20 protein-coding genes are annotated in these 22,955 nt (G+C 41.0%); 6 read left to right on the top strand and 14 right to left on the bottom strand.

Translation table 11 applies throughout. The features are described 5' to 3' along the window. Nucleotides 1–2: 2 nt before the first annotated feature. On the top strand, nucleotides 3–671 hold the full coding sequence (locus ACNURT_RS17710) for a hypothetical protein (RefSeq protein ID WP_419698844.1): 669 nt from the start codon (nucleotides 3–5) through the stop codon (nucleotides 669–671). Nucleotides 672–676: 5 nt separating this feature from the next. Further along, nucleotides 677–1,258 (top strand): DUF4199 domain-containing protein, encoded by a 582-nt coding sequence (locus ACNURT_RS17705; protein WP_419698843.1) that lies wholly within the window; start codon nucleotides 677–679, stop codon nucleotides 1,256–1,258. A gap of 268 nt (nucleotides 1,259–1,526) precedes the next feature. Here the strand turns inward: ACNURT_RS17705 and ACNURT_RS17700 are convergent, their stop codons facing one another. The 4 genes from ACNURT_RS17700 to ACNURT_RS17685 form a co-directional block, all read right to left on the bottom strand. Further along, the gene (locus ACNURT_RS17700; protein WP_419698842.1) at nucleotides 1,527–2,357 is read right to left on the bottom strand and encodes a helix-turn-helix domain-containing protein; all 831 of its coding nucleotides are present in this window, start codon (nucleotides 2,355–2,357) and stop codon (nucleotides 1,527–1,529) included. A 47-nt stretch (nucleotides 2,358–2,404) separates the two neighbouring features. Next, nucleotides 2,405–3,376 (bottom strand): aldo/keto reductase, encoded by a 972-nt coding sequence (locus ACNURT_RS17695; RefSeq protein ID WP_419698841.1) that lies wholly within the window; start codon nucleotides 3,374–3,376, stop codon nucleotides 2,405–2,407. 138 nt (nucleotides 3,377–3,514) lie between these two features. After that, nucleotides 3,515–3,979, bottom strand: coding sequence for a hypothetical protein (locus tag ACNURT_RS17690; RefSeq protein WP_419698840.1), 465 nt, complete (start codon nucleotides 3,977–3,979; stop codon nucleotides 3,515–3,517). Between the two features lie 425 nt (nucleotides 3,980–4,404). Continuing rightward, complete coding sequence (locus ACNURT_RS17685; RefSeq protein WP_419698839.1) at nucleotides 4,405–4,779, bottom strand: winged helix-turn-helix transcriptional regulator; 375 nt, start codon at nucleotides 4,777–4,779, stop codon at nucleotides 4,405–4,407. Between the two features lie 105 nt (nucleotides 4,780–4,884). Between ACNURT_RS17685 and ACNURT_RS17680 the strand changes: the two genes are divergently transcribed. After that, nucleotides 4,885–5,559, top strand: a complete 675-nt coding sequence (locus tag ACNURT_RS17680) for an NAD(P)H-dependent oxidoreductase (protein WP_419698838.1) — start codon at nucleotides 4,885–4,887, stop codon at nucleotides 5,557–5,559. A 215-nt stretch (nucleotides 5,560–5,774) separates the two neighbouring features. After that, nucleotides 5,775–6,332 (top strand): DUF4199 domain-containing protein, encoded by a 558-nt coding sequence (locus ACNURT_RS17675; protein WP_419698837.1) that lies wholly within the window; start codon nucleotides 5,775–5,777, stop codon nucleotides 6,330–6,332. A gap of 311 nt (nucleotides 6,333–6,643) precedes the next feature. Here ACNURT_RS17675 and ACNURT_RS17670 read toward each other — a convergent pair whose 3' ends face one another. The 7 genes from ACNURT_RS17670 to ACNURT_RS17640 all read right to left on the bottom strand — a co-directional run bounded on the left by ACNURT_RS17670 (nucleotide 6,644) and on the right by ACNURT_RS17640 (nucleotide 14,235). Next, nucleotides 6,644–7,093, bottom strand: coding sequence for a KTSC domain-containing protein (locus tag ACNURT_RS17670; RefSeq protein ID WP_419698836.1), 450 nt, complete (start codon nucleotides 7,091–7,093; stop codon nucleotides 6,644–6,646). Nucleotides 7,094–7,319: 226 nt separating this feature from the next. After that, on the bottom strand, nucleotides 7,320–8,654 hold the full coding sequence (rseP, locus tag ACNURT_RS17665) for an RIP metalloprotease RseP (protein WP_419698835.1): 1,335 nt from the start codon (nucleotides 8,652–8,654) through the stop codon (nucleotides 7,320–7,322). A gap of 18 nt (nucleotides 8,655–8,672) precedes the next feature. Then, on the bottom strand, nucleotides 8,673–9,860 hold the full coding sequence (locus ACNURT_RS17660; RefSeq protein ID WP_419698834.1) for a 1-deoxy-D-xylulose-5-phosphate reductoisomerase: 1,188 nt from the start codon (nucleotides 9,858–9,860) through the stop codon (nucleotides 8,673–8,675). Between the two features lie 79 nt (nucleotides 9,861–9,939). Further along, a complete protein-coding gene (locus ACNURT_RS17655; protein ID WP_419698833.1) occupies nucleotides 9,940–11,439 on the bottom strand; it encodes a GH3 auxin-responsive promoter family protein in 1,500 nt (499 codons plus the stop codon). 3 nt (nucleotides 11,440–11,442) lie between these two features. Continuing rightward, a complete protein-coding gene (locus tag ACNURT_RS17650) occupies nucleotides 11,443–12,219 on the bottom strand; it encodes a glycerophosphoryl diester phosphodiesterase membrane domain-containing protein (RefSeq protein ID WP_419698832.1) in 777 nt (258 codons plus the stop codon). Nucleotides 12,220–12,225: 6 nt separating this feature from the next. Beyond that, a complete protein-coding gene (locus ACNURT_RS17645) occupies nucleotides 12,226–13,194 on the bottom strand; it encodes a glycosyltransferase (protein WP_419698831.1) in 969 nt (322 codons plus the stop codon). Between the two features lie 90 nt (nucleotides 13,195–13,284). Next, entirely contained in the window at nucleotides 13,285–14,235 is a 951-nt protein-coding gene (locus ACNURT_RS17640) for a glycosyltransferase family 2 protein (protein WP_370995057.1), read from the bottom strand. Between the two features lie 235 nt (nucleotides 14,236–14,470). Between ACNURT_RS17640 and ACNURT_RS17635 the strand changes: the two genes are divergently transcribed. Beyond that, a complete protein-coding gene (locus tag ACNURT_RS17635) occupies nucleotides 14,471–17,074 on the top strand; it encodes a M1 family metallopeptidase (RefSeq protein ID WP_419698830.1) in 2,604 nt (867 codons plus the stop codon). A 156-nt stretch (nucleotides 17,075–17,230) separates the two neighbouring features. On the opposite strand, the gene ACNURT_RS17630 is transcribed toward ACNURT_RS17635, so the two are convergent. Continuing rightward, the gene (locus tag ACNURT_RS17630; RefSeq protein WP_419698829.1) at nucleotides 17,231–18,730 is read right to left on the bottom strand and encodes a malate:quinone oxidoreductase; all 1,500 of its coding nucleotides are present in this window, start codon (nucleotides 18,728–18,730) and stop codon (nucleotides 17,231–17,233) included. Nucleotides 18,731–19,029: 299 nt separating this feature from the next. On the opposite strand from ACNURT_RS17630, the gene ACNURT_RS17625 reads away from it, so the two are divergent. After that, on the top strand, nucleotides 19,030–19,563 hold the full coding sequence (locus ACNURT_RS17625) for a hypothetical protein (protein WP_419698828.1): 534 nt from the start codon (nucleotides 19,030–19,032) through the stop codon (nucleotides 19,561–19,563). Between the two features lie 305 nt (nucleotides 19,564–19,868). On the opposite strand, the gene ACNURT_RS17620 is transcribed toward ACNURT_RS17625, so the two are convergent. Together ACNURT_RS17620 and ctlX are read right to left on the bottom strand one after the other, a co-directional pair. After that, nucleotides 19,869–21,263 (bottom strand): arginine decarboxylase, encoded by a 1,395-nt coding sequence (locus tag ACNURT_RS17620; RefSeq protein WP_370995063.1) that lies wholly within the window; start codon nucleotides 21,261–21,263, stop codon nucleotides 19,869–19,871. A gap of 708 nt (nucleotides 21,264–21,971) precedes the next feature. Then, nucleotides 21,972–22,904: a citrulline utilization hydrolase CtlX gene (gene ctlX, locus ACNURT_RS17615; RefSeq protein WP_419698827.1), complete on the bottom strand. Its 933-nt coding sequence runs from the start codon at nucleotides 22,902–22,904 to the stop codon at nucleotides 21,972–21,974. Nucleotides 22,905–22,955 lie beyond the last annotated feature (51 nt).

The raw sequence follows: 22,955 nt of genomic DNA, 5'->3' as shown, positions 1-22,955 counted from the left end.
TCATGATCGATCCAAAAATACAAACCGCTTTTGAAGCCGCTCTGGAGGCTTTTTCAAAATACAGCAGCTTTGATGCTACCCTCCTGAGCAATAGCTTTGACGAAGTTTTCGCGCTTGACGAGGACTTTTTGACCAAGGTTGACGCTTTGGATGAAGTATTTGACAATAACCCGGCTATTGAATCATTACGCGAGGTGTTTTTTGACCTCCTGCTGGTGAACTTTTTTAGCGCCGATGTTAAAAAATTGGAAGAGGACTACCTTGACTCGCCTGAGTGGGAAGATATTGAAGAGCAAACGCTTGACCGCGGTACCGAGCTGCTGAACCTGCTGCTGTACCTGAACGAGTGCGAGGATGAGGATATTGAGCCCGAATTGGAAGATTACCTGAAAGAGTTTTTACTGGTTGATGAGGACGAGTTTCAGGACGAGTACCGCATTTATGAGCCTGTGATAGCCAACCAGATCCTGATTGAGAGCCCGGTTTCGGAAGTGAGTAAAGTAGCTCAAAGCCTGCCGCAGGATTCGGAATTAAAGGAATTGTTTTACCCGATGATCTGCTTCTTCCAAACAATCGATCCAACCGACGAAGTCAAAGAAGAGATAGCCGAATACGCCTTGGATAAAGAATTTGATATGGCCGTTTTAGATATATTAATTAATTTTCAATAATATCAATGGCTTTTGAAGTTGACAAAAAGCGGTTAAGAATTACCGGTATAACTTTTGGCTTGTTGCTGGGCGTAGTATTAACCGTACTGAGTATCATCTCGTTCTATATCATATTATCTACAACATCGGTGGTGGTTATCTCCTCCGCGCCTTTTATATTCTCGGTACTGCTCCCTATTTTACTGGTGGTAGTATTGTGTTTTAATTTCAGGAAAAAAGTTGGTGGTTTCTGGACCTTGCGGGAAGCAGCAACAGGTATATTCCTGATGTTTTTTACGGCTTTTGTAATACAGTTTGCCCTGCGCGATCAGTTATTTGCCAAAGTAATAGAGCCGCATATGATCGAAAAAACTCAAGCGGCCATGACCAGTTCGGTAAGCAAATTTCTCAAAGAAAGCAAAACCAGTCCTGATATTATCAAAAAGAAACTGGATGAGATCCAGGGCGAATTTAACGCTCAAAAAGATGTTACAATTGGTCGCCAAATACAGGGGGTAGGTATCTCTATCATCTTTATGTTTGTACTGGCCATCATCTTTGCCGCTTTCTTTAAAAAAGAGCTGCAGGTTAATAATCCACAGGCCTGATAGGTAAAAGATTATACACAACAAAAGCAGCTTTCCTGTAAGGAAGGCCGCTTTTGTTTATCTCTAAAAAAAGTTTGTCATTTCGATAGAGCAAGGGTAGGCATGAGCGTTGCGCGAAAGAGAAATCTTCTGCATATTGCTAAGTCTTCGTTACTAATCGCAAAAGATTTCTCCTCGTGCCTCGTTCGAAATGACATGCTTTTCATTTTTCCGGATAGCTATGATGATAATACCGCCCAAGGGTTTTACCACACATGGCGATTGCAATTCAGCCTATGGTCGGTGTTATCACAGCCCCCTCGGTAGGTGTCCTGCCAAACTTTTTCTTAAACGAATGAGAGAAATGAGAAAGGGTTTCGAATCCTAAATCAAGATAGATCGCAGATGGTTTTTTATTCTTTGTTTCTATCAGATACCGGGCTTCCGACAGGCGTTTTTCCTGTAGCCAATGTCGTGGTGCCATGCCGAATGTTTTTTGGAAGTCGCGCTTGAAACCCGCGAGGCTTCTGCCTGTAAGTTGCGCGAATTTTTCAATAGGTATATTGAAATGAAAGTTGTTAAGCATGAATTTTTCAATATCGATCTTATAGGGTTCGGAAAAATCGAACAGGAAATCTTTGAGCTCGGGCATGATATGCAAAAGCAACAGCACAGCTTCTTTTACCTTAAGCATGCCTACCGCATGGGTAATCTTTTCTTCTGAATGACGCACATAGGGAATTACCGATTGAAAAAAAGCTTTAAGAAAATCGTTTTCGGGAATAAGAATGTTTGGGGCGCCTGTATATTTTTTTTCCTGTTCTATTTGCTCTTCCAGCGCGATCTGTCTGAGCAGGGGTTCTTTCAAACAAATGACTATAGTTTGGTAATCCTCACCATTTAAGGGAGTTTTAGTGAGTTCGCCCAATTGATTTCTTCGAATGAGCAACATCTCACCTTGCTCCATCGAAAGCTTCTCGCTGGCTGTTTCCAATGTAAAACGGCCTGAAACCTGCAATACCAGGGTATTATGTTCTAAAAATGCTACTTTATCCTTTCGCACAGAAGCATGATACGAATAAAATATAACTCCCGGAATTATTTCAGTCGGATTTATCATTACGTAAAGATATAAAATGGGCGGGGCTTATATACAGCCCTACCCGGCTAACGCTGTAGGTATGTGCCGCCAAGTATCGAGCCTGGAGAAAAATGATCATTAAGGGCATTCATTTCTTCCGGAGTAAAAACTATCTCCATAGCTTGTATGTTTTCCGGTAACCTTGACCTCCGGCTCATGCTCACCAATGGCATCATATGATCTCCCTGGGCATTCACCCAGGCTATAGCCAGTTGTGTTGGCGTATATCCCTTTTCTGCTGCCATTTGTTTTAACACCTCAACCTTCTCCAGGTTCTTTATCAGGTTATCTCCCTGAAATCGGGAGAAGTGATTATGGTAATCATCAGCAGCCAATGGGGCCTTCATCTCACCCGTAAGTAACCCTTCGGCCGTATTGGCAAAGGCCACTACCCCAATACCCAATTCTTTCGCAGCAGGGAGCAGGTCGCTTTCTATCTGTCGGTCGGCCAATGAATAGCCTATTTCCAATGCAGTCACCGGGTGTATGCTGTGAGCTTTGCGCAGTTGGTCGGCCTTAATTTCAGAAACACCAAGATAACGTACCTTGCCTTCTTTGATCAGATCGGCGACAGTTCCTATCACATCCTCAACCGGAACGCTATTATCAAGCCTGCACGGCTGGTAGAGGTCGATGGTATCAATCCCCAGGCGTACTAACGAATAATTGATAAAGTTTTTAATGGCAATTGGGCGTAAGTCTAATCCAAGCCATTGACCGCCATAGAAGATGGCACCAAACTTTACGCTGATGAAAGCGTCGTCCCGTCTGCCTTTAATGGCTTTACCCACTAATAGTTCGTTGTGGCCGGCGCCGTAGAAATCGCCGGTATTCAGGAAATTAATGCCGCTGTCTAAAGCCGACTGAATGGTGGCGATACTTTCACTTTCGTTATTCGCCTGGTTTCCCCAAACGGGCGACATGCGCATACAGCCCAATCCGAGTTTAGAAACAAGCGGGCCATTTTTGCCGAGTGCTATTTTTGTTATGTTTGACATTGCTGTTTTTTTTATAAGTTAACGATACAAATATCAGCATTAGACTTAATGACAGATGTCTCACATGGCTCAATTTACTTGTCTGTGTGGCTCAGTAATTGATTTTGATCCTGACTGGTGTTATCGTTATGTTAATTACTAAAAGGGCCTGAAATAAGGCCTGCTTATAAGCGGTGAAAAGGCCCAGGGGATAGACGATAAAATAAGTAACAAAGCGATACTGAACCAGATGGCTATTGTTCTGAATTTTTCTTTATCAGTGGCTTTTCTTTTTGCTTTAGCTGAACCAATGGTAATTAAAACGATACCGATCAGCATTACCGTAATATGTTCCATCCCAAAAAAACGGATCTGCCTTTCATGAACAGCTGTGTTGAAATTATAGAGGAAATAATGAACGATAGGGCTGATAAAATATAACCAAAGTCCGAAGATGAGTTGAATATGTGCTATGGTTACAGTTACATATCTAACTGTGTTATCGAGCTTAGAAAAAGGTTTATTGAGCAACCAACCCCTGTATGCCCGGTAAATGGTAAAAAGTAAGCTAATTAATATAAGCCACCTGGTTAATGAATGTAGTGCTAATAGTGGGGTGTACATATGGTGTCAATATTAAGCATTAAATGATAAAGCTCATATAAAACAAATGCAAATAGTGGTGCGGCGATGTGTGGCTCAATTTTGCCTATGGTCGGTGTTATCATCACAAGTGTTCGAAGAATAAATTGCGACATCACACTTTATAAAATATCTAAAACAAGCTTGCTCCGTTAGGAGCTACCTGTTTATAGCACCGCATCCCCCTCTTTTATGCCTCGTAGAGGCTACCTTTATACAATTTACCTGCTCATTTAGGGTTGCACCTACGGAGCAAAAAGATATTTTGTCTTGTATTTCTACAAACAGGGAGCTCCTAACGGAGCATATCAACAATAAATGCAATAGGTCATTTATCCTTTGATCTTCCGAACACTTGTGGTGTTATTGCCGTACCATGCACAGCGGATTTTGCGTCTGCCTGGCGGTTATAATTTTTTCTTTTCTGCCTGGCTTTGCTTGTGCGTAAGGCCCCATTGTTCCAATTGTTGCCAAACAGGTATCAATAATTCGGCGCTGCTGCTGAGGCGGTAATCAACCCGTGGGGGTACTTCCGCATAAACAGTCCGGTTGATCAGGTCGTTTTGCTCCAGCTCTTTCAGGTGCAGTGTCAGCATACGATCTGTAATACCGGGAATAATTCTTTTCAGTTCGCTGAAACGGAGCGGCCCCTTCCCCAGTTTGTACAGGATTATCAATTTCCACCTCCCGCCCAGCAGGTCAACAGCGTACATCATTCCGCAAAAGTCAATAAGTTTTTCCCGGTTGATGGAGTTGGTAGATGTAATTTTTCTTGTGCTCATCACTTACAATTTTGTGTGCCTCATACAATTAGCTGCACATCCGCAAACTTACTGATTAAGCAATAATTTTGCTTCCGGTTTATTAAAAACACCAATATAGTTATCATGAAAGTTCTTATTGTATATGCCCATCCCGAACCACAAAGTATGAATGGTACCATGTTAAGCAGCGCGGTAAACACGCTTACAAATGCGGGGCATGAAGTAAAAGTATCCGATCTGTATGCTATGCGGTTTAATCCCGTTTCGGATAGAACCAACTTTACTACAGTAAATAACCCGAGCTTCTTTAAACAACAAACAGAAGAAGTATACGCAAGCCAGATGAATGGTTTCGCGGATTTTATTGAAGATGAACAACAAAAAGTAGAATGGTGCGACCTGATGATCTGGCAATTCCCGTTGTGGTGGTTCAGTGTCCCCGCTATTTTGAAAGGTTGGGTAGACCGTGTGTTTGCCATGGGGCGGTTTTATAAAAACGGGCGCATTTATGAGAAGGGTATTTTTCGTGGCAAAAGAGCATTACTTTCTCTTACTAGAGGTGGACCAGAAGCCAACTACATCAAAGAGCGGTACGGCACTCTTGAAGCGATACTGCACCCTTTGCAAAGAGGCATTTTGGAATTCACCGGTTTTTCTGTTCTGCAACCTCACGTAATTTATGGAACGGAAAAACAATCAACGGAGGAACTTGCCCTTGAAGCAGAGACATGGAAAGCCCGGTTAAAGGATATTTTTAACGAAGAGCCCATCATGGCCATTAATATCGAACAAGGATAGGCGATAAACACAAATTACTGTTAAGCGGCTTTCTCTAAAAAGGAAGCCGCTTTTATTTTAATACCTATCACTGTCAGATTAGAAGGTTACAAATCCGAAATCGAACATCCTACTTCCGAAATGATCACCGCCCTTCTCAATATATTCTACTGCTGATTTTTTGAATAGGTAGGAATAATAATTACTTTTAATAAATCATAAACCAATGCAATATCATGGAAATACAAAAAGCAAGTCCAATGCCGGTAATTATTAAATGGGGAGCGATATATGTAATAGCTTCTATTGTAGTTACTTATATTATCCAGTTCATGAATGTGGATCCCGATTCACCGATTAAATGGCTAAGTACATTACTGTTTATAGGCTTTATGTTCCTAACACAAAAGGAATACAGGGACGTTAATGGCGGTTATTTAACTTTTGGCGAAGGATTTAAAGCAGGATTTTTGTTTGCCATACTATCGGGTATTGTACTGGCTGTATTTACTTACCTGTACTTCGCGGTATTGAGCCCTGAAATGTTAGACAAAATAATAGCCTCTACCGAGGCTAAAATGGCGTCGAAGGGCCTCTCGCAAGAGCAGGTAGACCAGGCAATGTCCTTTACCAAAAAACTACTTAGTCCGGCAGGTATTACTATCAGCGCACTGATCTCAGCAGCAGTAATGGGAGCTATTATAGCGCTTATTGGCGCGGCCATCTATAAAAAGGATCGCCCCCCGGTTATGATATCCGATAACGATGGGGATACAATTGAACCAACAGTTTAAGACTATCACAGTTATTGACTGCAGATTTTTTTCGTACATCTATAAAACGCAACAGCCCGGTTTTCTCACCAGAGAAACCGGGCTGTTGCGTTAAGCAAAAAAGGTAACCAAAACCGACCGTTTGATATAATAGTAATTTACAGACCAGTAAAGTAAAACTTTTTAAACTTTCAAAACCGTGCTGAAATTTGTTAAAAAGTGTTAAAATCGATGGTTTTGAGGCGATTTTCGACAGTTTCTGCCTCGTTTTTATCCTCTTTTTGAATGAAAAAGTGTTAAAATAAAGGCTTTAAAAAGTTTTTTGTTAAAAACTAAGCCGTTGCCACCAACCTGCTGATGCTGCGATAAACATAATCATTATAGATATGCCGGCGGGCAAAACGGCCGGGTGAGTCGGCGTTGATCAGTTTGATATAAACTGCCTTGGGCACATCAAAATACTCGTAGGTATTACCATCGGTAAAACTGATCTTCAATACCTGCGATTTGTATTCAAAATCAGCTATGCTTGAGGTAGTTGTGGTTATGGTATATTCGGCAAATGATTGCTCGCGGGTTTCGGGGGCTATACTTACCAAAAAGTGGTAGGCTTCAATAATGGTCTTACTTTTTTCTTCGGCTTCCAGCTTGCTTTCCGGGTTATCCTGAAATTTATCCGGATGCCAGGCCTTCATCAGGCTACGGTATGTTGTTTTAAGTTCCTGTAGTTCAGTAGCTTCATTTACGCCTAAAAGTTTGCGGTAGTCGACAATTTTTTTCATTGTATTGATTTCTATGTAATTTATTGTCGTTGAAGAGCTAAGCAAATTGAGCTAAGCGCTTTTCAGGAAAATAATTCCGCAAAGGTACGCTTTTAAAGCTTATAAAAATCCGCGTAAAGTAAAGTTAGCGTAAAGGATGGTTTACCAAATAATGCAAAGGGGCAGGCTATGATAACAAAAAAGCCCCTGGAGTAGGTCCAGGGGCTATATATCGATGTTATGAAACTTACTTTTTCATTACCTGTTTTACAATATCGTTACCAAAAACAAAAACCATCAGGGTAACCAATATTACAAAACCGACAATTTGGGCGCGTTCAAGGAATTTATCACTCAGTGGTTTACCTTTAATCATCTCGATGATGAGGAACAATGCATGGCCACCATCAAGTGCCGGAATAGGTAAAAGGTTCATCAGGGCCAGCACCATGGATAAAAAGCCTACGAGGCTCCAGAAATGCACCCAGTCAACATGGCTGCCAAACAGATTGGCAATAGCAACCGGGCCGCTTACAGCCTTGCTGAACTTAACATCGCCTTTAAAAATTTTACCTAAGCCTTTGGCATTGTCGGTAAAAGTTGCCCAGGCCCTTGAAGCCCCAATCGGTAATGAGCCAAAGAAACCATAGTAAATGGTTTTTACCTTAGGCAGATCGTTTTTTGACTGTGCAAAGCCAAGAGTACCATCAGGCGTTACCTGTGCTTTTAAAGTGATAACCTGATTGTTACGTTTTACACCCAGATCCACTGCTTTGCCTTTATCTTTTGCTAGTTCGGTTTTCAACTCATCATAAAATGCAATAGGCTGATTGTTGATGGCCACAATGCTGTCACCTTTAGCCAAACCCGCTTTTTGCGCATTGCTTTTTGGTACAATGGAGTCAACTATAAATTTGCTGCGGGGAATTCTGCTTATAAATTCTTCAATACCGTGGTCAGACAGATCGTTTAGTATGGTGCGTGGTATAGTAACACTAACTGTTTCGGTTCCGCGTTGTATAGTAAAAACGGTGTTTTCAAGTAATACTTTTGGGCTGGTCAGGTCGTCAAAGCGTTCCACGGCTTTACCGTTGATCTTTACAATTCTGTCGCCGGCTACAAGGCCTATTTTTTTACCGATCTCGCCGGGAACAATGCCGTATTTGGCGCTTGAGTTAGGAATATAACTATCGCCAAAACGCATGGTCAATATCCAAAATATCAGTATACCCAGTATAATGTTTACGGTAACACCGCCAAGCATCACAATTAAGCGCTGCCAGGCCGGTTTTGAACGGAATTCCCAGGGCTGCGGCGGGCCCGCAAGCTGGTCGGTATCCATTGATTCATCTATCATACCGGCAATTTTAACATAGCCACCGAGGGGTAACCAGCCAATGCCGTATTCAACGCCTTTGTAGGTAAATTTAAAAAGACTTATGTTCCAGGCATCAAAAAACAGGTAAAATTTCTCGACCCTGATGCCAAAAGCACGCGCCGCTAAAAAATGTCCCAGCTCATGCAGGATTATTAAAATTGAAAGGCCCAGTATCAGCTGGCCCACCATGATCACTATACTCATTATCTACTTTTATGTATATTAAAATTGTATTGCCTTTACCGGCGTTTTTTCTATTAAATTTTGCGCAAAGATGCGTGTTTCTTTATCAGTATTCAAATAGTCGGTTAAGGTTGGTTGCTTTATGAAATTTATCTTCTGCATACACGCTTCAATAATTGTGCTCATAGCCAAAAAGCTGACAGACTGACCTAAAAAGCTGGCAACAACTACCTCATTTGCCGCATTGATAATGCATGGCATGTTGCCGCCTTGTTTTAAGGCTGTATAGGCTAAACTAAGATTACGAAAAGTATCCAGATCCGGTTTTTCGAATGTGAGGGTAGGGTAATCCGTAAAGTTAAACCGTTTAAAATCGTTTGTTACCCTGTTTGGATAGGTTAAGGCGTACTGGATAGGCAGTTTCATATCAGGCAAACCCATTTGGGCCTTGATGGAACCATCTTTAAACTGCACCATAGAGTGGATGATTGACTGGGGATGAATGATCACATCGATCTGATCGGCCTCTACATCAAACAGCCACCGGGCTTCTATCACTTCTAAGCCCTTATTCATCAACGAGGCTGAATCAATGGTGATCTTGGCACCCATTACCCAGTTGGGATGCTTAAGTGCATCCTGTGAGGTTACATTGGCTAAAAAATCAAGATCGCGCCCGCGGAAGGGCCCGCCTGAAGCAGTAAGGATCAATTTCTCGACCGGGTTATGCTCTTCGCCGGCAAGGCATTGAAATATGGCCGAATGTTCCGAATCGACAGGTAAAATTTTTACGTTGTGTTGTTTGGCCAATCCGGTTATCAGTCCGCCTGCAACTACCAATGTTTCTTTATTGGCCAGTGCAATATCCTTATTTGCTTTGATAGCGGCAATGGTGGGTTCAAGACCTGCAAAGCCAACCATAGCGGTTAATACTATAGCAATATCCGGATGGGTTACGGTATCAACAATGGCCTGATGACCTGCCAATACTTTAACCGGTAAATGTGCCAGGGCTGTTTTAACTTCCTGATATTTACTTTGGTCACATATGATAGCGTATTCCGGCTTAAATTCAATAGCCTGACTGATCAACAGACCAGCATTGGAGTGCGCGGTCAGTAAAAATGCCCTGAACAAGCCGCTATTGTTCCTGATCACCTCCAGCGTTTGCGTACCTATACTACCTGTGGAGCCAAGAATGGCAATGTTTTTTATATGATTAGTCAATGATGTATCTGTTTCAATTATTATTCAGACGAACGGTTGCTTTATTAAACTGTTTATCCAAACAAGGCCAAATTTACTATTATATAACGTATTCTTTCAATAAGTCGGCAATCTTCCTGTCGTTGGCTAATCGCGGTACTTTATTTTGTCCTCCAAGTTTCCCCTGCGAACGCATATAATTAATGAACGCGTACTTTTGCAGGCCTTGGATGATCAAGGGTTGCAAAATGTTACCCTCAATGAGGTCAAAATAGTAAATATTTTTCTTTTGCAAGGCTTTATCTACTTTCAGCGCAAAAGCGTTTAAATCAGCCGGGGCAGAGCCAAATTCAATAAACCATTCATGGTATGGCAACTGTCCTGCAGGTGGATTAACCTGCGGTGCTACGGTGAATTCTATTACATCAACACCTTCCTGTTGCGCCACGCTCATTAGTGCTTGTTCTACTTCTTCGCCTATCACATGTTCGCCAAAAGCCGATATATAATGTTTGATACGACCGGTTACCACTATTTTGTATGGATCTTTTGATACAAACTTAATGGTATCGCCCAAACTATAGCCCCATAAACCCGCGCTGGTATTCATGATAAGGGCATAATTCTTATCCAATTCAATATCCTTGAGGTTAATGCGGGTAGGGTTTTCGTTAAAATACTCTTCTGAAGGGATAAACTCATAAAATATACCGGAGTCGACCAGCAGCAGCAGGCCTTTTTCTTTTTGCGAATCCTGGAAAGCGATAAAACCTTCGGACGCAGGATAGGTTTCGATGGCGTCTATTTTTGCGCCGATGCTTTCTTCCATGCGGGTGCGATATGGTTCAAAATTTACGCCGCCATGCACATACAGTTTAAAATTGGGGAATATATCCTTTACCTTTTTACCACCGGCTTTGGCCGAGAGCCTGTCAAAATACATCTGGCACCAGGGCGGGATACCTGATATTAGGCGCATATCCTGGTTAAAGGTTTCCTCCACAATGGCATCAACCTTTTGCTCCCAGTCTTCAATACAATTGGTTTCGTAGCTTGGGAGCCTGTTTTTTTGCAGGTAGGCAGGTACATGATGGGCTACAATGCCCGAAAGCCTGCCGGTGGCTATACCCGCTTTCACGGTAAGGATAGGACTGCCCTGTAAAAAGATCATCTTGCCATCTACAAAGTCAGCATTACCTGTTTCATGGATATAGCTAAGCAACGCGTTACGAGCTGCTTTGATATGCTCGGGCATGCTTTCTTTTGATATGGGAATGTACTTTACACCTGATGTAGTACCTGATGTTTTGGCCAGATAAGCTGGTTTTCCGGGCCACAAAACATTCTCTTCGCCACTGACAACACGATCAATGTACGGGCGAAGATCCTCATAATCATGTATGGGTACGTTCCTTTTAAAATCGTTGTAATTATTGATCTCCGCAAAGCGGTACTCACGACCAAAAGCGGTGTCTTTGGCCGCATCTATCAGGTCAGAAAAGGTGTTTTGCTGCAGCTTTATAGCATTTTTGCGTAGCTTGTTTAGCTGCCGGTTTACTGCGGCGGCAAATATTTTGCTCAATGCAGATTTTAGTCCCATATGCTAATTAGTTTCGGCAATATCATCGTCCACATCCAGGTGACTGTAAACCAGTTTACGGTAAGTAACCATGATAATAACCTGTACAAATGGGAATGCAAGTATAAACCAACAATAGAATGCAAGCCGAAAAATAAATCCGTCCTTTTCCTGATCAAGTCCGGATAAGCCCAGGAGTACTACAATAGGGATAAGTACAGCAATCATGATCAGGATAATGAAGGTGAATACACCTAATGTTTTAAAAAAATTATCCTTAGTGATCTCAAAGCTTTGTTTTAACGACTCTATAGGCGAGGAATCGTCATCTACAATAAAGCAAATGCAAAAAATACTGCGAAGACCAATGTACAAAATGAACACCAATTCAATAGTCTGAAAAACGTGATCGTAACCTATATTACGCTGTGTAAATACATAAAAGATCACCAATAGCAGAACCAATATCCCGGTTAACAAACCAATGATCACAAAGTTAAGAGTCATTCGGAAGGAAGGAAGGATATCCTTGAATTCAAATTCGTAATATTCCTTATCCATAAGCGTTAGTATCAGTTTGTAAAAGCTAAGACCGATGTAGCATTGGATGATAAGCTGTATAGAAATAAAAATAAGTTTGGTCGTCAGATCATCGTCGAGTAATATAAACTCCTTGAAAAAATCAAGGGCTTCATTGATAAATAACGAAATAACCGAGTACACTACCAGCGGTACAAAATTTTTCTTTAATACATTCCATGCAGTTTTAATGGTTTCTGCAACAGAAAATGGGTGGTACATAAGTTCTTATGATCTGTTAAAAATTACACGCTTCCAAAAATCCTGCATAAATCCAAACCCGTAGGCGATAAGTTGGGTGAAGGCGGCTATAATGCTCAAAAATGCAATTTTTACTGATTTATTTTTCCACCAGGCATGAAAAAATATTAACAAAATGTAAACTGCTAATATAATGTTAGCCAATATAGCTATTTGCCAGCCTAACAGGTTAAAAATGAGGGTTAGTGTGACATCGATGGCAAATACGGCCGGGAAAAAATGTACTGCCTTTAACTCTTTTGGAAAAAACTTATAGATGTTGATACGCGCCCTTCCAAAAAAGTGAAGCTGCTTATAAAACTGTAAAAAGTTAGTACGTCGTTTATGGTAAACTATAGCATCGGGTATCAGGCCTATTTTAAAACCCAGTGAATGGATGCGAATGCTGTATTCAATATCCTCACCCAAACGGGTAATGATAAATCCACCTGCTTTTTCCCATACCTGGCGCGATATACCCATATTAAAACTACGCGGATGAAATTGGCCGATAGCTTTTTTATTACCGCGTATACCACCAGTAGTAAAAGGGGAAGTCATGGAATAGCTGATAGCCTTTTGCGTAGGTGTAAATGAGCTGTGGGCGCCATCGGGGCCGCCATAGGCGTCAAGATAATTGGTGCTGAGCGATTGATTTACAATTTCAAGATAATTGGGCGGGATGAGGCAATCGGAATCAAAAATGATAAAATAATCGCCTTTGGCACGTTCAAAACCAAAATTGCGGGTAAAACCTTGTCCTTCATTAGGCTTTTTAAAATAACGCAGCTCCAGTTTACCACTAAAACTGTTTACAATTGCTTCAGCATCATTTACAGAACCATCCTCAATTACCAAAACCTCAAAGGCCTTGTATGTTTGCAATACAAGGGTTTCCAGCAGTTCTTTAATTTCCTGCGGGCGGTTATATAAAGGAATGATGATGGAAAAAAACATGTGGTTAGATGTGAGATATGAGATATGAGATATGAGATGGAGGACATTTTTCTAAGTCTCATATCTCATATCTCACATCTCCTATCTGTTTTAAATAATCTCTTCTATTTGGTAATTATTGCGTTCGTTTGAGCTTCTTGAAACAAGTTCAGCAACAAAGCCTGTTAAAAATAATTGCGAACCTAAAATGATAGCCACTATGGCTATATAAAACCAGGGATTATCGGTTGGTTGGCGTACAGTTATGTTATGAGCCAGATTATATAGTTTTTCGCTGATGAGCCATATGGCGATTATTAAACCGGCAAAAAAGCTCAGTGTGCCCATGGTGCCAAAAAAGTGCATGGGGCGTTTACCAAATTTACCTACAAAAAATATCGAGAGCAGGTCAAGAAAACCATTTACAAAGCGGCTCATGCCAAATTTCGTTTTACCGTATTTGCGCGCGCGATGTTCAACAACCTGTTCGCCAATTCTAGTAAAGCCGGCCCATTTGGCCAGTACAGGTATGTAACGATGCATTTCGCCATAAACCTCAATGTTTTTAACAACAGCCTTACGGTAAGCTTTTAAACCACAATTAAAATCATGCAGGTTGTTTATGCCGCTCATTTTTCTGGTTGCCGCATTAAATAGCTTAGTAGGTATGGTTTTGCTCAATGGATCATATCGTTTAGCTTTCCATCCGGATATCAGGTCGTAATTTTCTTCGGTAATGCGGCGGTATAGTTCTGGGATCTCGTCAGGGCTATCCTGCAGATCGGCATCCATGGTGATGATAACATTGCCGTTGGCTGCTTCAAAACCAGTATTTAATGCTGCCGATTTACCGTAATTACGTCTGAACTTAATGCCTTTGATAAAAGGGTTGTTCAGCTGTAGTTTTCTGATCATTTCCCATGAACCGTCCTTACTGCCATCATCAATTAAGATAATCTCGTAAGTAAAACGGTTTTCGTCCATTACCCGGCTTATCCATGAGGTTAACTCGGGTAACGATTCTATTTCGTCATAAAGCGGTACTACTACTGATATATCCATTTATTAGGAATGCGATTCGGGGCAGCGGTTTTGCATGCTCACAATCATCCGCAAAAATATAAAAAATAGATAATGGTTTGCACACTGTTTTTTAGAGAGCTTATGAAAACAAAAGCAGGTTGCGACCTATGTGTAACAGTAATGATATGTTAAAATATGTTATAACAGCTCAATTGTCATAACAGCATCATCATAATTTTGATATATTGGCGTTCATAAATGATAAATCACCTACATGAAGCCTTATAACCTAACGCTTTGTATACTACTATGCGCCATAGCCTTCAAAGGTTACGCACAAAATACCGACCAGCCCGGTGTAAAATATGATCAGCATAAAGTATTCAATCCTAATTTCTATCCCGAAAAAGGTAATATGTTCAGGAATGCCGGAGGCGCTCCCGGTTCAAAATACTGGCAAAATAGGGCCGATTATAAGCTGAATGTTGTTTTAGATACCCTTAAACACCGGATTGATGGCACTGCCCTGATCACTTATACCAATAACAGCCCCGATGCGCTGGGGTTTTTGTGGCTGCAGGTAGAACAAAATATTTACCGGGAAGATTCGAGGGCCGAAGCGACCAGCCCGATAACCGGCGGCCGGTTTAACAATCGTTCCTATACCAAAGGTGATGAGATAAAAGCCATATTCGTTACGAAGAACGGCAAAACCGAAAAAGCAGACTACATTGTGACCGATACCCGTATGCAAATAAAGTTGAAAGATTCTTTACGCGCCGATGGGAGCAAGCTACAGATCAGAATAGAGTATGGCTTTGATATCCCTCAATATGGAACCGACCGGATGGGGCGCCTGCTTACTAAAAATGGTTGGATATACGAAGTTGCACAGTGGTATCCCCGTATGGAGGTTTATGATGATGTAACTGGATGGAATACCCTGCCATACCTTGGAGCCGGGGAGTTTTACCTGGAATATGGCAATTTTGACTATACCATAACTGCGCCGGCCAGTCTGGTTGTGGCGGGATCGGGCGAATTGCTTAACCCTAATGAGGTGTATTCCCCAACCACCCTAAAACGTTTGGCTGAAGCCCGGAAGAGTGATAAAACGGTGATGATTAAAGATTCCATAGATGTTTTGCGAAAAGATGACTATCCAAAAAAAACAACCCTTACCTGGCACTTTTTATGTAAAAATGCACGCGATGTAGCCTGGGCTGCTTCAAAAGCATTTATATGGGATGCGGCACGCATTAATCTGCCCAGTGGAAAGAAGGCCCTTGCACAATCAGTTTACCCGGTTGAAAGTAAAGGCAAGCAATCCTGGAGCCGCTCTACAGAATATGTAAAAGGTGCTATAGAACTATACTCCAACCAATGGTTTGAATATACTTATCCCGTAGCTACCAATGTGGCAGGCACTGTTGGTGGTATGGAATACCCCGGTATTGTTTTTTGCGGATCGGAAAGTAAGGCTGGTGACCTGTGGGAGGTAACCAATCATGAGTTTGGACACAACTGGTTCCCGATGATCGTAGGATCGAACGAACGTAAATATGCCTGGATGGACGAAGGTTTTAATACATTTTTAAATAATGTAGATACCAAGGTATTTAACAATGGAGAGTTCTATGTAAAGCCTGATCAGCAAAAGGCAGCATTGCAACTGTTTGCTCCTGAAGCCGAACCTATCATGACGATACCAGATGTGATTCAGGCCGATTATTTGGGTGCAGCCGCTTATGAAAAACCGGCGCTTGGGCTTGCCATGTTGCGTGAACAGGTTTTAGGCGAACAACGCTTTGATTATGCATTCAAAACTTATATCAAACGCTGGGCATTTAAACACCCTACGCCCTGGGATTTTTTCCATACTATGGATAATGCTGCAGGAGAGGATCTGAGCTGGTTTTGGAATGAATGGTTCTTCACCACCTGGAAACTTGACCAGGGCATAAAAGATATCACTTACCCTGATGGCGATGCCTCCAAAGGTTCGTTAATTACGCTGGAGAACCTGGAGGAGATGGCCTTGCCGGTAACTATCCTGATCAAGGAAGAAAATGGTAAAACCGCTACAGTAAAACTCCCGGTTGAAATATGGCAGCGTGGCGGGCTTTGGACATTTCATTATAAATCAACCTCGAAAATTGTTTCGGCTATTGTTGATCCGGATCATCTTTTGCCCGACATCAATCCGGAAAATAATTCATTCAGCGGATTGCCTGTACCTGCTGGTACTACAGCTGCCAGTGTTATAAAAACCTATATTGATGCTATAGGCGGCGCCGAGAAACTGAAAAATATTAAAGATCTGCAAATATCATCAACAGGTACAGTTCAAGGTTCTGAAGTACAGATGGTAAGCCGATATAGATCACCCGATATGTTTTTTCAGCAAATAACCGTGCCATCATATAATAATTTAATTGTGGCCCATGTTTTGGTAAATGGCGAGCGCATCAGTGTACAGCAGTTAAACCGTGATGTTCCTTTGGATGATGCCGGTAAAAAAGTGATAAAGGCCAAAAGCAAACCTTTCCCCGAGCTCGATTATGAAAAAGGGGGATACGCTATGCAACTCGACTCAACCCTGAAGATTGTTAATGGCGACCTGGCCTATGAAATTGATATAAACCTTGCCGAAGGAACACAGATACGGAATTTTTATAATCAGAAAACCGGTCTCAAAATAAAGCAAGTAATAGAAGGCTCCGTAAACTCGGTAACCGAATTTGGTGACTATGAAGGCATAAACGGTGGCATCAGGATACCATTCCTGCTCAAAACAACTTTGCTGGGGCAATCAGCAGAATTTAAGGTTAAAGAAACGGCCGTTAATAGTGGTATGAATGCCGGAGTTTTTCAGTAGAATTATACAAAAACCGGGTTTACATGTAAACCCGGTTTTTGATGATGAGATTTTAGTAATGTTTGATTATCAATGAGGTGATATATTGTAAATCATGAATTGTGTAACCCATGTAAAACCACTTTTTTAACAAAATGGTCCACCCGTTTAGGGTATCTACACTAATCCTAACACCTTACTTGTCCTGGCCCTGGTAACTTCACTTAAGGCTTCATCATTAGCTAATGACTGTCCGTATGAAGGTATCATTTCTTTTAATTTTTGCTGCCAGGCATCGGTTTTGATGTGAGTTTTAAAACAACGTTCTATCAGTTGTATCATAATAGGTACCGATGTTGAAGCACCTGGTGATGCCCCCAATAAGGCTGATATGCTGCCATCGGCAGACGTTACCACTTCAGTTCCAAATTCAAGTACGCCTCCATGTTTAGCATCCTTTTTAATCACCTGGACACGCTGTCCGGCTACATCCAGATCCCATTCGCTGGCTTTGGCTGTGGGCATGTACTCCTGTAAGGCTTTTAAACGATCGGCAGGCGATTGTAATACCTGGCTGATGAGGTATTTGGTTAACGGCCAATTATCACGCCCTACGGCAAGCAGGGGCCATATGTTATTTAGCTTGATAGAACAAAAGAGATCAAGCAATGATCCTTTCTTTAAGAAACGGGTTGAAAATCCTGCGTACGGGCCAAAAAGTAATTCTCTTTTACCGTTGATCACCCGGGTATCCAGGTGCGGTACAGACATTGGCGGAGATCCTACCGATGCTTTTCCATATACTTTAGCCTCATGGCGGGCAACAACATCGGGGTTGTTACAAACCAGCCATTGGCCGCTTACCGGGAAACCACCAAAGCCTTTGCTTTCAGCAATACCCGATTTCTGAAGCAGGGGTAAAGCACCACCCCCAGCACCAACAAAAACAAAATTGGCGGTCAGTTTTCTTTTTTGCCCGGTTGTTTTGTCTTTTACCGTTACCTGCCAACTATTATCCTTATTGCGTTTAATGTTTCGCACATCATGATTAAGACTTAGCGCGACCCCGCTTTTTTGTTTAAGCTGATTAAGCAGGCTGCTGGTTAAGCTGCCAAAATTTACGTCGGTACCTAAACCCATAAATGTAGCCGAAACCTTTTCGTTTTCATCACGTCCTTCCATCACCAACGGAATCCATTGCTGAAGTTGTGCTTTGTCTTCAGAATATAGCATTCCTTTAAAAAAGTGATGTTTTGTCAATGCTTCCTGGCGTTTTTTAAGATAATTTACATTCTCGGGGCCCCAAACAAAACTCATGTGAGGTACTTTCCGGATAAAACTTTGTGGCGATTGAATATATTTTTGGTCGATAAGGTATGACCAGAATTCCTTTGATATCTCAAATTGCTCAGCAATTTTAATGGCTTTTTTTATTTCAACGGTTCCGTCAGGAAGCTCTGGGGTATAATTCAATTCGCAAAAAGCAGAGTGGCCGGTACCAGCATTATTCATCGGTGCCGAACTTTCGGCAGCTATAATATCAAGTCGTTCAAAAATTTCAATGGTTAAATCGGGTTGCAGTTCTTTAAGCATTACCCCCAATGTAGCGCTCATGATACCCGCGCCAATTAAAACTACGTCAACCTTTGATTCTGAAACTTTATCGCTATTAGCCATCTTTTTATAACACCTTGTAGAGGTATGCTCAAGTTAAATTATACCAGGTATAACCCGGTTTTTTGAAAATTGTTGTGATGATTAAGTCCTGCAGGCATGTTTAGCAGCAAGGGAAAATTAAATCAGACAATTTTAAGAAATTTTTATAGAAAATCGGGTCTGTTCATGTCCATTAAATGCAATAAATAACCATCTTAAATTAAGATGGCAAGGTTTTACCATTTTGGTAATATAGTTTACATCAGGTTAACACAAAAAGCGTTCATTACTGTATATACAATAATAATAGCTTGCCTTACATGAGGATATTAAGATTGAATACTTGGTTTTGTGTAATAGTGATGGCCTTAACTGCATGTGAGCATGTCAGAACCAAGCCGGTATCCAAAGACATCACTAAAACAACGGTGCAGGTAGCCGGCAAGAAGGATAGCGTGATCAATAACCCACAAAAAAATTACGGCACTGCTACCGTGGCTGAGCCTTGTGTAAAATGCTTGTTGCAGGTAATACAGGCCAGTAAGAGCTTTAAACAAAATACCGTATCGGTGCCATCGCAGAATATAGCTTATACGGTTAATTGGATCAGGGCATCTGCACCCGCTGAACCGGCGGATAAATCACGCGTAACGGATGGTTTAAAGATAGATGTAAAGAAAAATGAAGATGGTGAAGAACATGATCTGTGTTCTTATGTATATAATAATCAAAGCGGAGCGATGTATTTGCTTAACAATGAAGGTAAGTACCAGCAGCCTGTATCGGGCATAAACCCGGAAGTATTAAAAAAAATCAGAAACAGCTGTTACTGGGGAGTGGCCTCGGGGAAGTGAGTTTGCAGTTTGCAGTTTGCAGTTTGCAGTTTGCAGTTTGCAGTTTGCAGTTTGCAGTTTGCAGTTTGCAGTTTGCAGTTTGCAGTTTGCAGTTTGCAGTTTGCAGTTTGCAAAAGAAAATGGCAAACAAATTAGATAAAAAATCAAGAAATCTCTTAATCTTTGAATCGAGGTTCAGAAAATCAGCGCCATCAACGAAATCAAAATAATCAACGGTCAAAAAAATAGCGATAAGTATAAAACTCATCGCTATAAAATAATATAATAAGAGTTGTGCCAACGGCAAACTCAAAACTGCCAACTGCTTATGTAGTGTAGCCCAGAATTTTTAGCACTTGTTTACTATTCTGCTCCTCACCAAATACCTCAAAATTGAATGTTTCATCACGATTGCGGCGAATGATCACATGCTTGGGCGAAGGAAGTAAACAATGGTGTATACCGCCGTATCCGCTCAATACTTCCTGGTAAGCTCCCGTGTTAAAGAAGCCCAGGTATTGTACCTTACGGGTTTTAGGCATAAACACACTGTTCATGTGCGCTTCCTGGTTGTAATAATCCTGTCCGTCGCAGGTAATGCCTCCCAAATTTACACGCTCATATTCCGAATCCCAGTTATTAATGGGCAGCAGGATATATTTTTGGTTCAGCGCCCAAACATCCGGCAAATTGGTAATGAATGAACCGTCGAGCATCAACCATCTTTCACGGTCGTTTTGTTGTTTACGGCCTAATACTTTATATAGAATGCCCGAAGCTTCGGCAACGGTGTATTTACCAAACTCAGTGATAATATCCGGTTCGATGGTGTCATTATCAGCACAGATCTCTTTAATACGGCTTACGATCTCGTTGATCATATACTCATAATCAAAATCAAATACCAGCGAATCTTTGAAAGGCATACCACCACCAATATCCAATGTATCCAGAGCCGGGTTTACTTTTTTGAACTTGCAATAAAGTGTTACGTATTTTTCTAACTCATTCCAGTAGTATGGCGTATCCGATATACCTGAGTTGATAAAAAAGTGTAATAACTTTACCTGGAAGTTAGGGTTTTCTTCAATTTTGTTATGATAAAAATCAATCACATCTTCCATACGTACACCTAAACGCGAGGTGTAGAATTGAGAGTCGGGTTGCTCTTCGGCAGCTATACGGATACCCAGGTTACAAGGGGTGTCCATCTCAATCTCATCATCGTACAGGTTAAATTCCTCCTTATTGTCCAGTACCGGTATGATGTTTTTGAATCCATCATGCAGCATGTCAATAATATAGGTTTTATACTGAAAGGTTTTAAAACCATTACATATCACCGTAATGTCTTTGTTTACCGCGCCTTTTTTCTCCAGTGCATCAATCATGGGCATGTCAAAGGCCGATGATGTTTCCAGGTGGATCTCGTTTTTCAACGCCTCTTCCACAATGTGTCTGAAATGCGAACTTTTGGTACAATAGCAGTATTTGTAGCTGCCACGGTAATTATTTTTAATGATAGCCTGCTGAAACAACAATTTGGCCTGCTGTATTTTCTTGGTTATCATAGGCAGATAAGTAAAACGTAGTGGCGTACCATACGTTTCGATCATCTCCATTAAATTAAGGTCCTGAAAGTATAGTTCATCGTCGATGATCTCAAAACCATCCTGCGGAAAACCTACACTCAAATCAAGAAATTCCTGGTAACTCTGCATCCTTAAAAAATTTGGGGCAAAAATGTGATTTTTAAACGGAATTAACTGCTAATTGTTGGGATAATTTTTATGGTTTGAATGTAATTTATTTAACAAGGGATAAATCGCAGTGTGTATGTATCTGTTTTGTCTGATAGTCATGTAAAAAGACATAGGAAAAAGCAAAAAAGTTGTCTTGATAAAGTAATATTTTTATTCTATAGTTAAAATATTTACTATGTGGCATTCATTTTGTTCACCTGTAGTTATTTTTGCATAAAAGAATAATTTATGTCGCTACAATCAATAACAACAGATCATTCAGGTAATCTCAATAAGAAACAACTATCCTGCGCAAGATGTGGTGCAGAACGGGTTGAAAGGATTCCGAGAGGCACAATAATCAAAACTTTTTTATTTTGGTTGCCATTTAAAAGATACATTTGTTATAAGTGTTTGCATAGATTTTATTCTTTATAGTAAAATTTTGTAAATCATTTTCTTATTTTTATCTCCATAGTTAATTAATTTCTTTTAATTAAATATGGAGATAAAAGATAATAATAAAAAAAAGCGCTGCTGCTCTACCTGCAAAAAACAGTTTCATTATCAAATGCACAGAAACTGGTTTGTTAAAAATATTTTATTCTTTTTGCCTGTAAGGAAGTTTTTTTGCGCAAAGTGCCAGAAAGCTGTATACATTTTGGTGCAAAATAATAGAAGGGTAAACTAATGATTAGACACAGCTGGTAAATGCACTTCAGCCATCATACACCTGGCACTGCCGCCACCATTAGTTTCAATCGTATTGATATCAGCGTAAACCAGTTTACCGTATTTTTTGAGCGTGCTTTTTTGATCTTCATGAAGAGCCTCGTACGCATTTTTAGACATCACCACCAGGGTTTCGCCGGCCTTATTCCTTACCTCCAACATATTACCAGCGAATCGGTTCATTTGTTCAAATGATATTTCAATAATTTCCTTTTTGGTTAACCGTAACGATTCCAGAACTTCTACTTTTTCATGTGGGTTCGGGATACTATCAGTACAAATCACAGCAAACCCACTTCCAATACACATCAGCACGTTGGTGTGGTAAATGGCTTTCTCATGTTCGTCTACCGCGTCAAAACTGACGGCCTGATAACCTGCCTGTTCGCAAAAGACGCTCAGTGCTTCTTTATCTGTACGGGGAGAAAGGCAGGCATAGGCTATTTTATTTTCCCGGTCCAGCACCATACTACCGGTACCTTCCAGAAATTTATTTTCAGTTTCAAAACGACTTAAATCAACTATATGATCTACCTTAAAATGATCTTCCAGTTTGCTGATGATATCTTCCCGGCGTTCCAGCCTACGGTTTTCGGCCTGCATAGGATACAAAAATACCTGACCATCGGCATGAAACGATACCCAATTATTCGGAAAGATAGAATCAGGTGTATATGGCTGTGGGGTATCATCAACCACGGTAACATTTACTCCGTTTTCTTTCAGCGTTTTTACAAAACCATCAAATTCGTTCAGGGCTTTATCCTGAACGGCCAGTTGATTGGCATCCCGGTTCTGAAAAGCGTTACTCCCCGCTGTTTGTTCATTAAAGCCGAAATTGACCGGCCTGATCATTAATATATTATTGGTTGATTGATTATTGGTCATTTTATTTAGTCATTAGATTATTTTTTGTCTGAATCAGAATTTACAGAATTC

The organism is Mucilaginibacter sp. NFX135 (assembly GCF_048565145.1).
In the GTDB taxonomy this organism is placed as follows: domain Bacteria; phylum Bacteroidota; class Bacteroidia; order Sphingobacteriales; family Sphingobacteriaceae; genus Mucilaginibacter.
The sequence above is the reverse complement of the archived record's forward strand: the minus strand, read 5'-3'. Positions and strand labels throughout refer to the sequence as shown.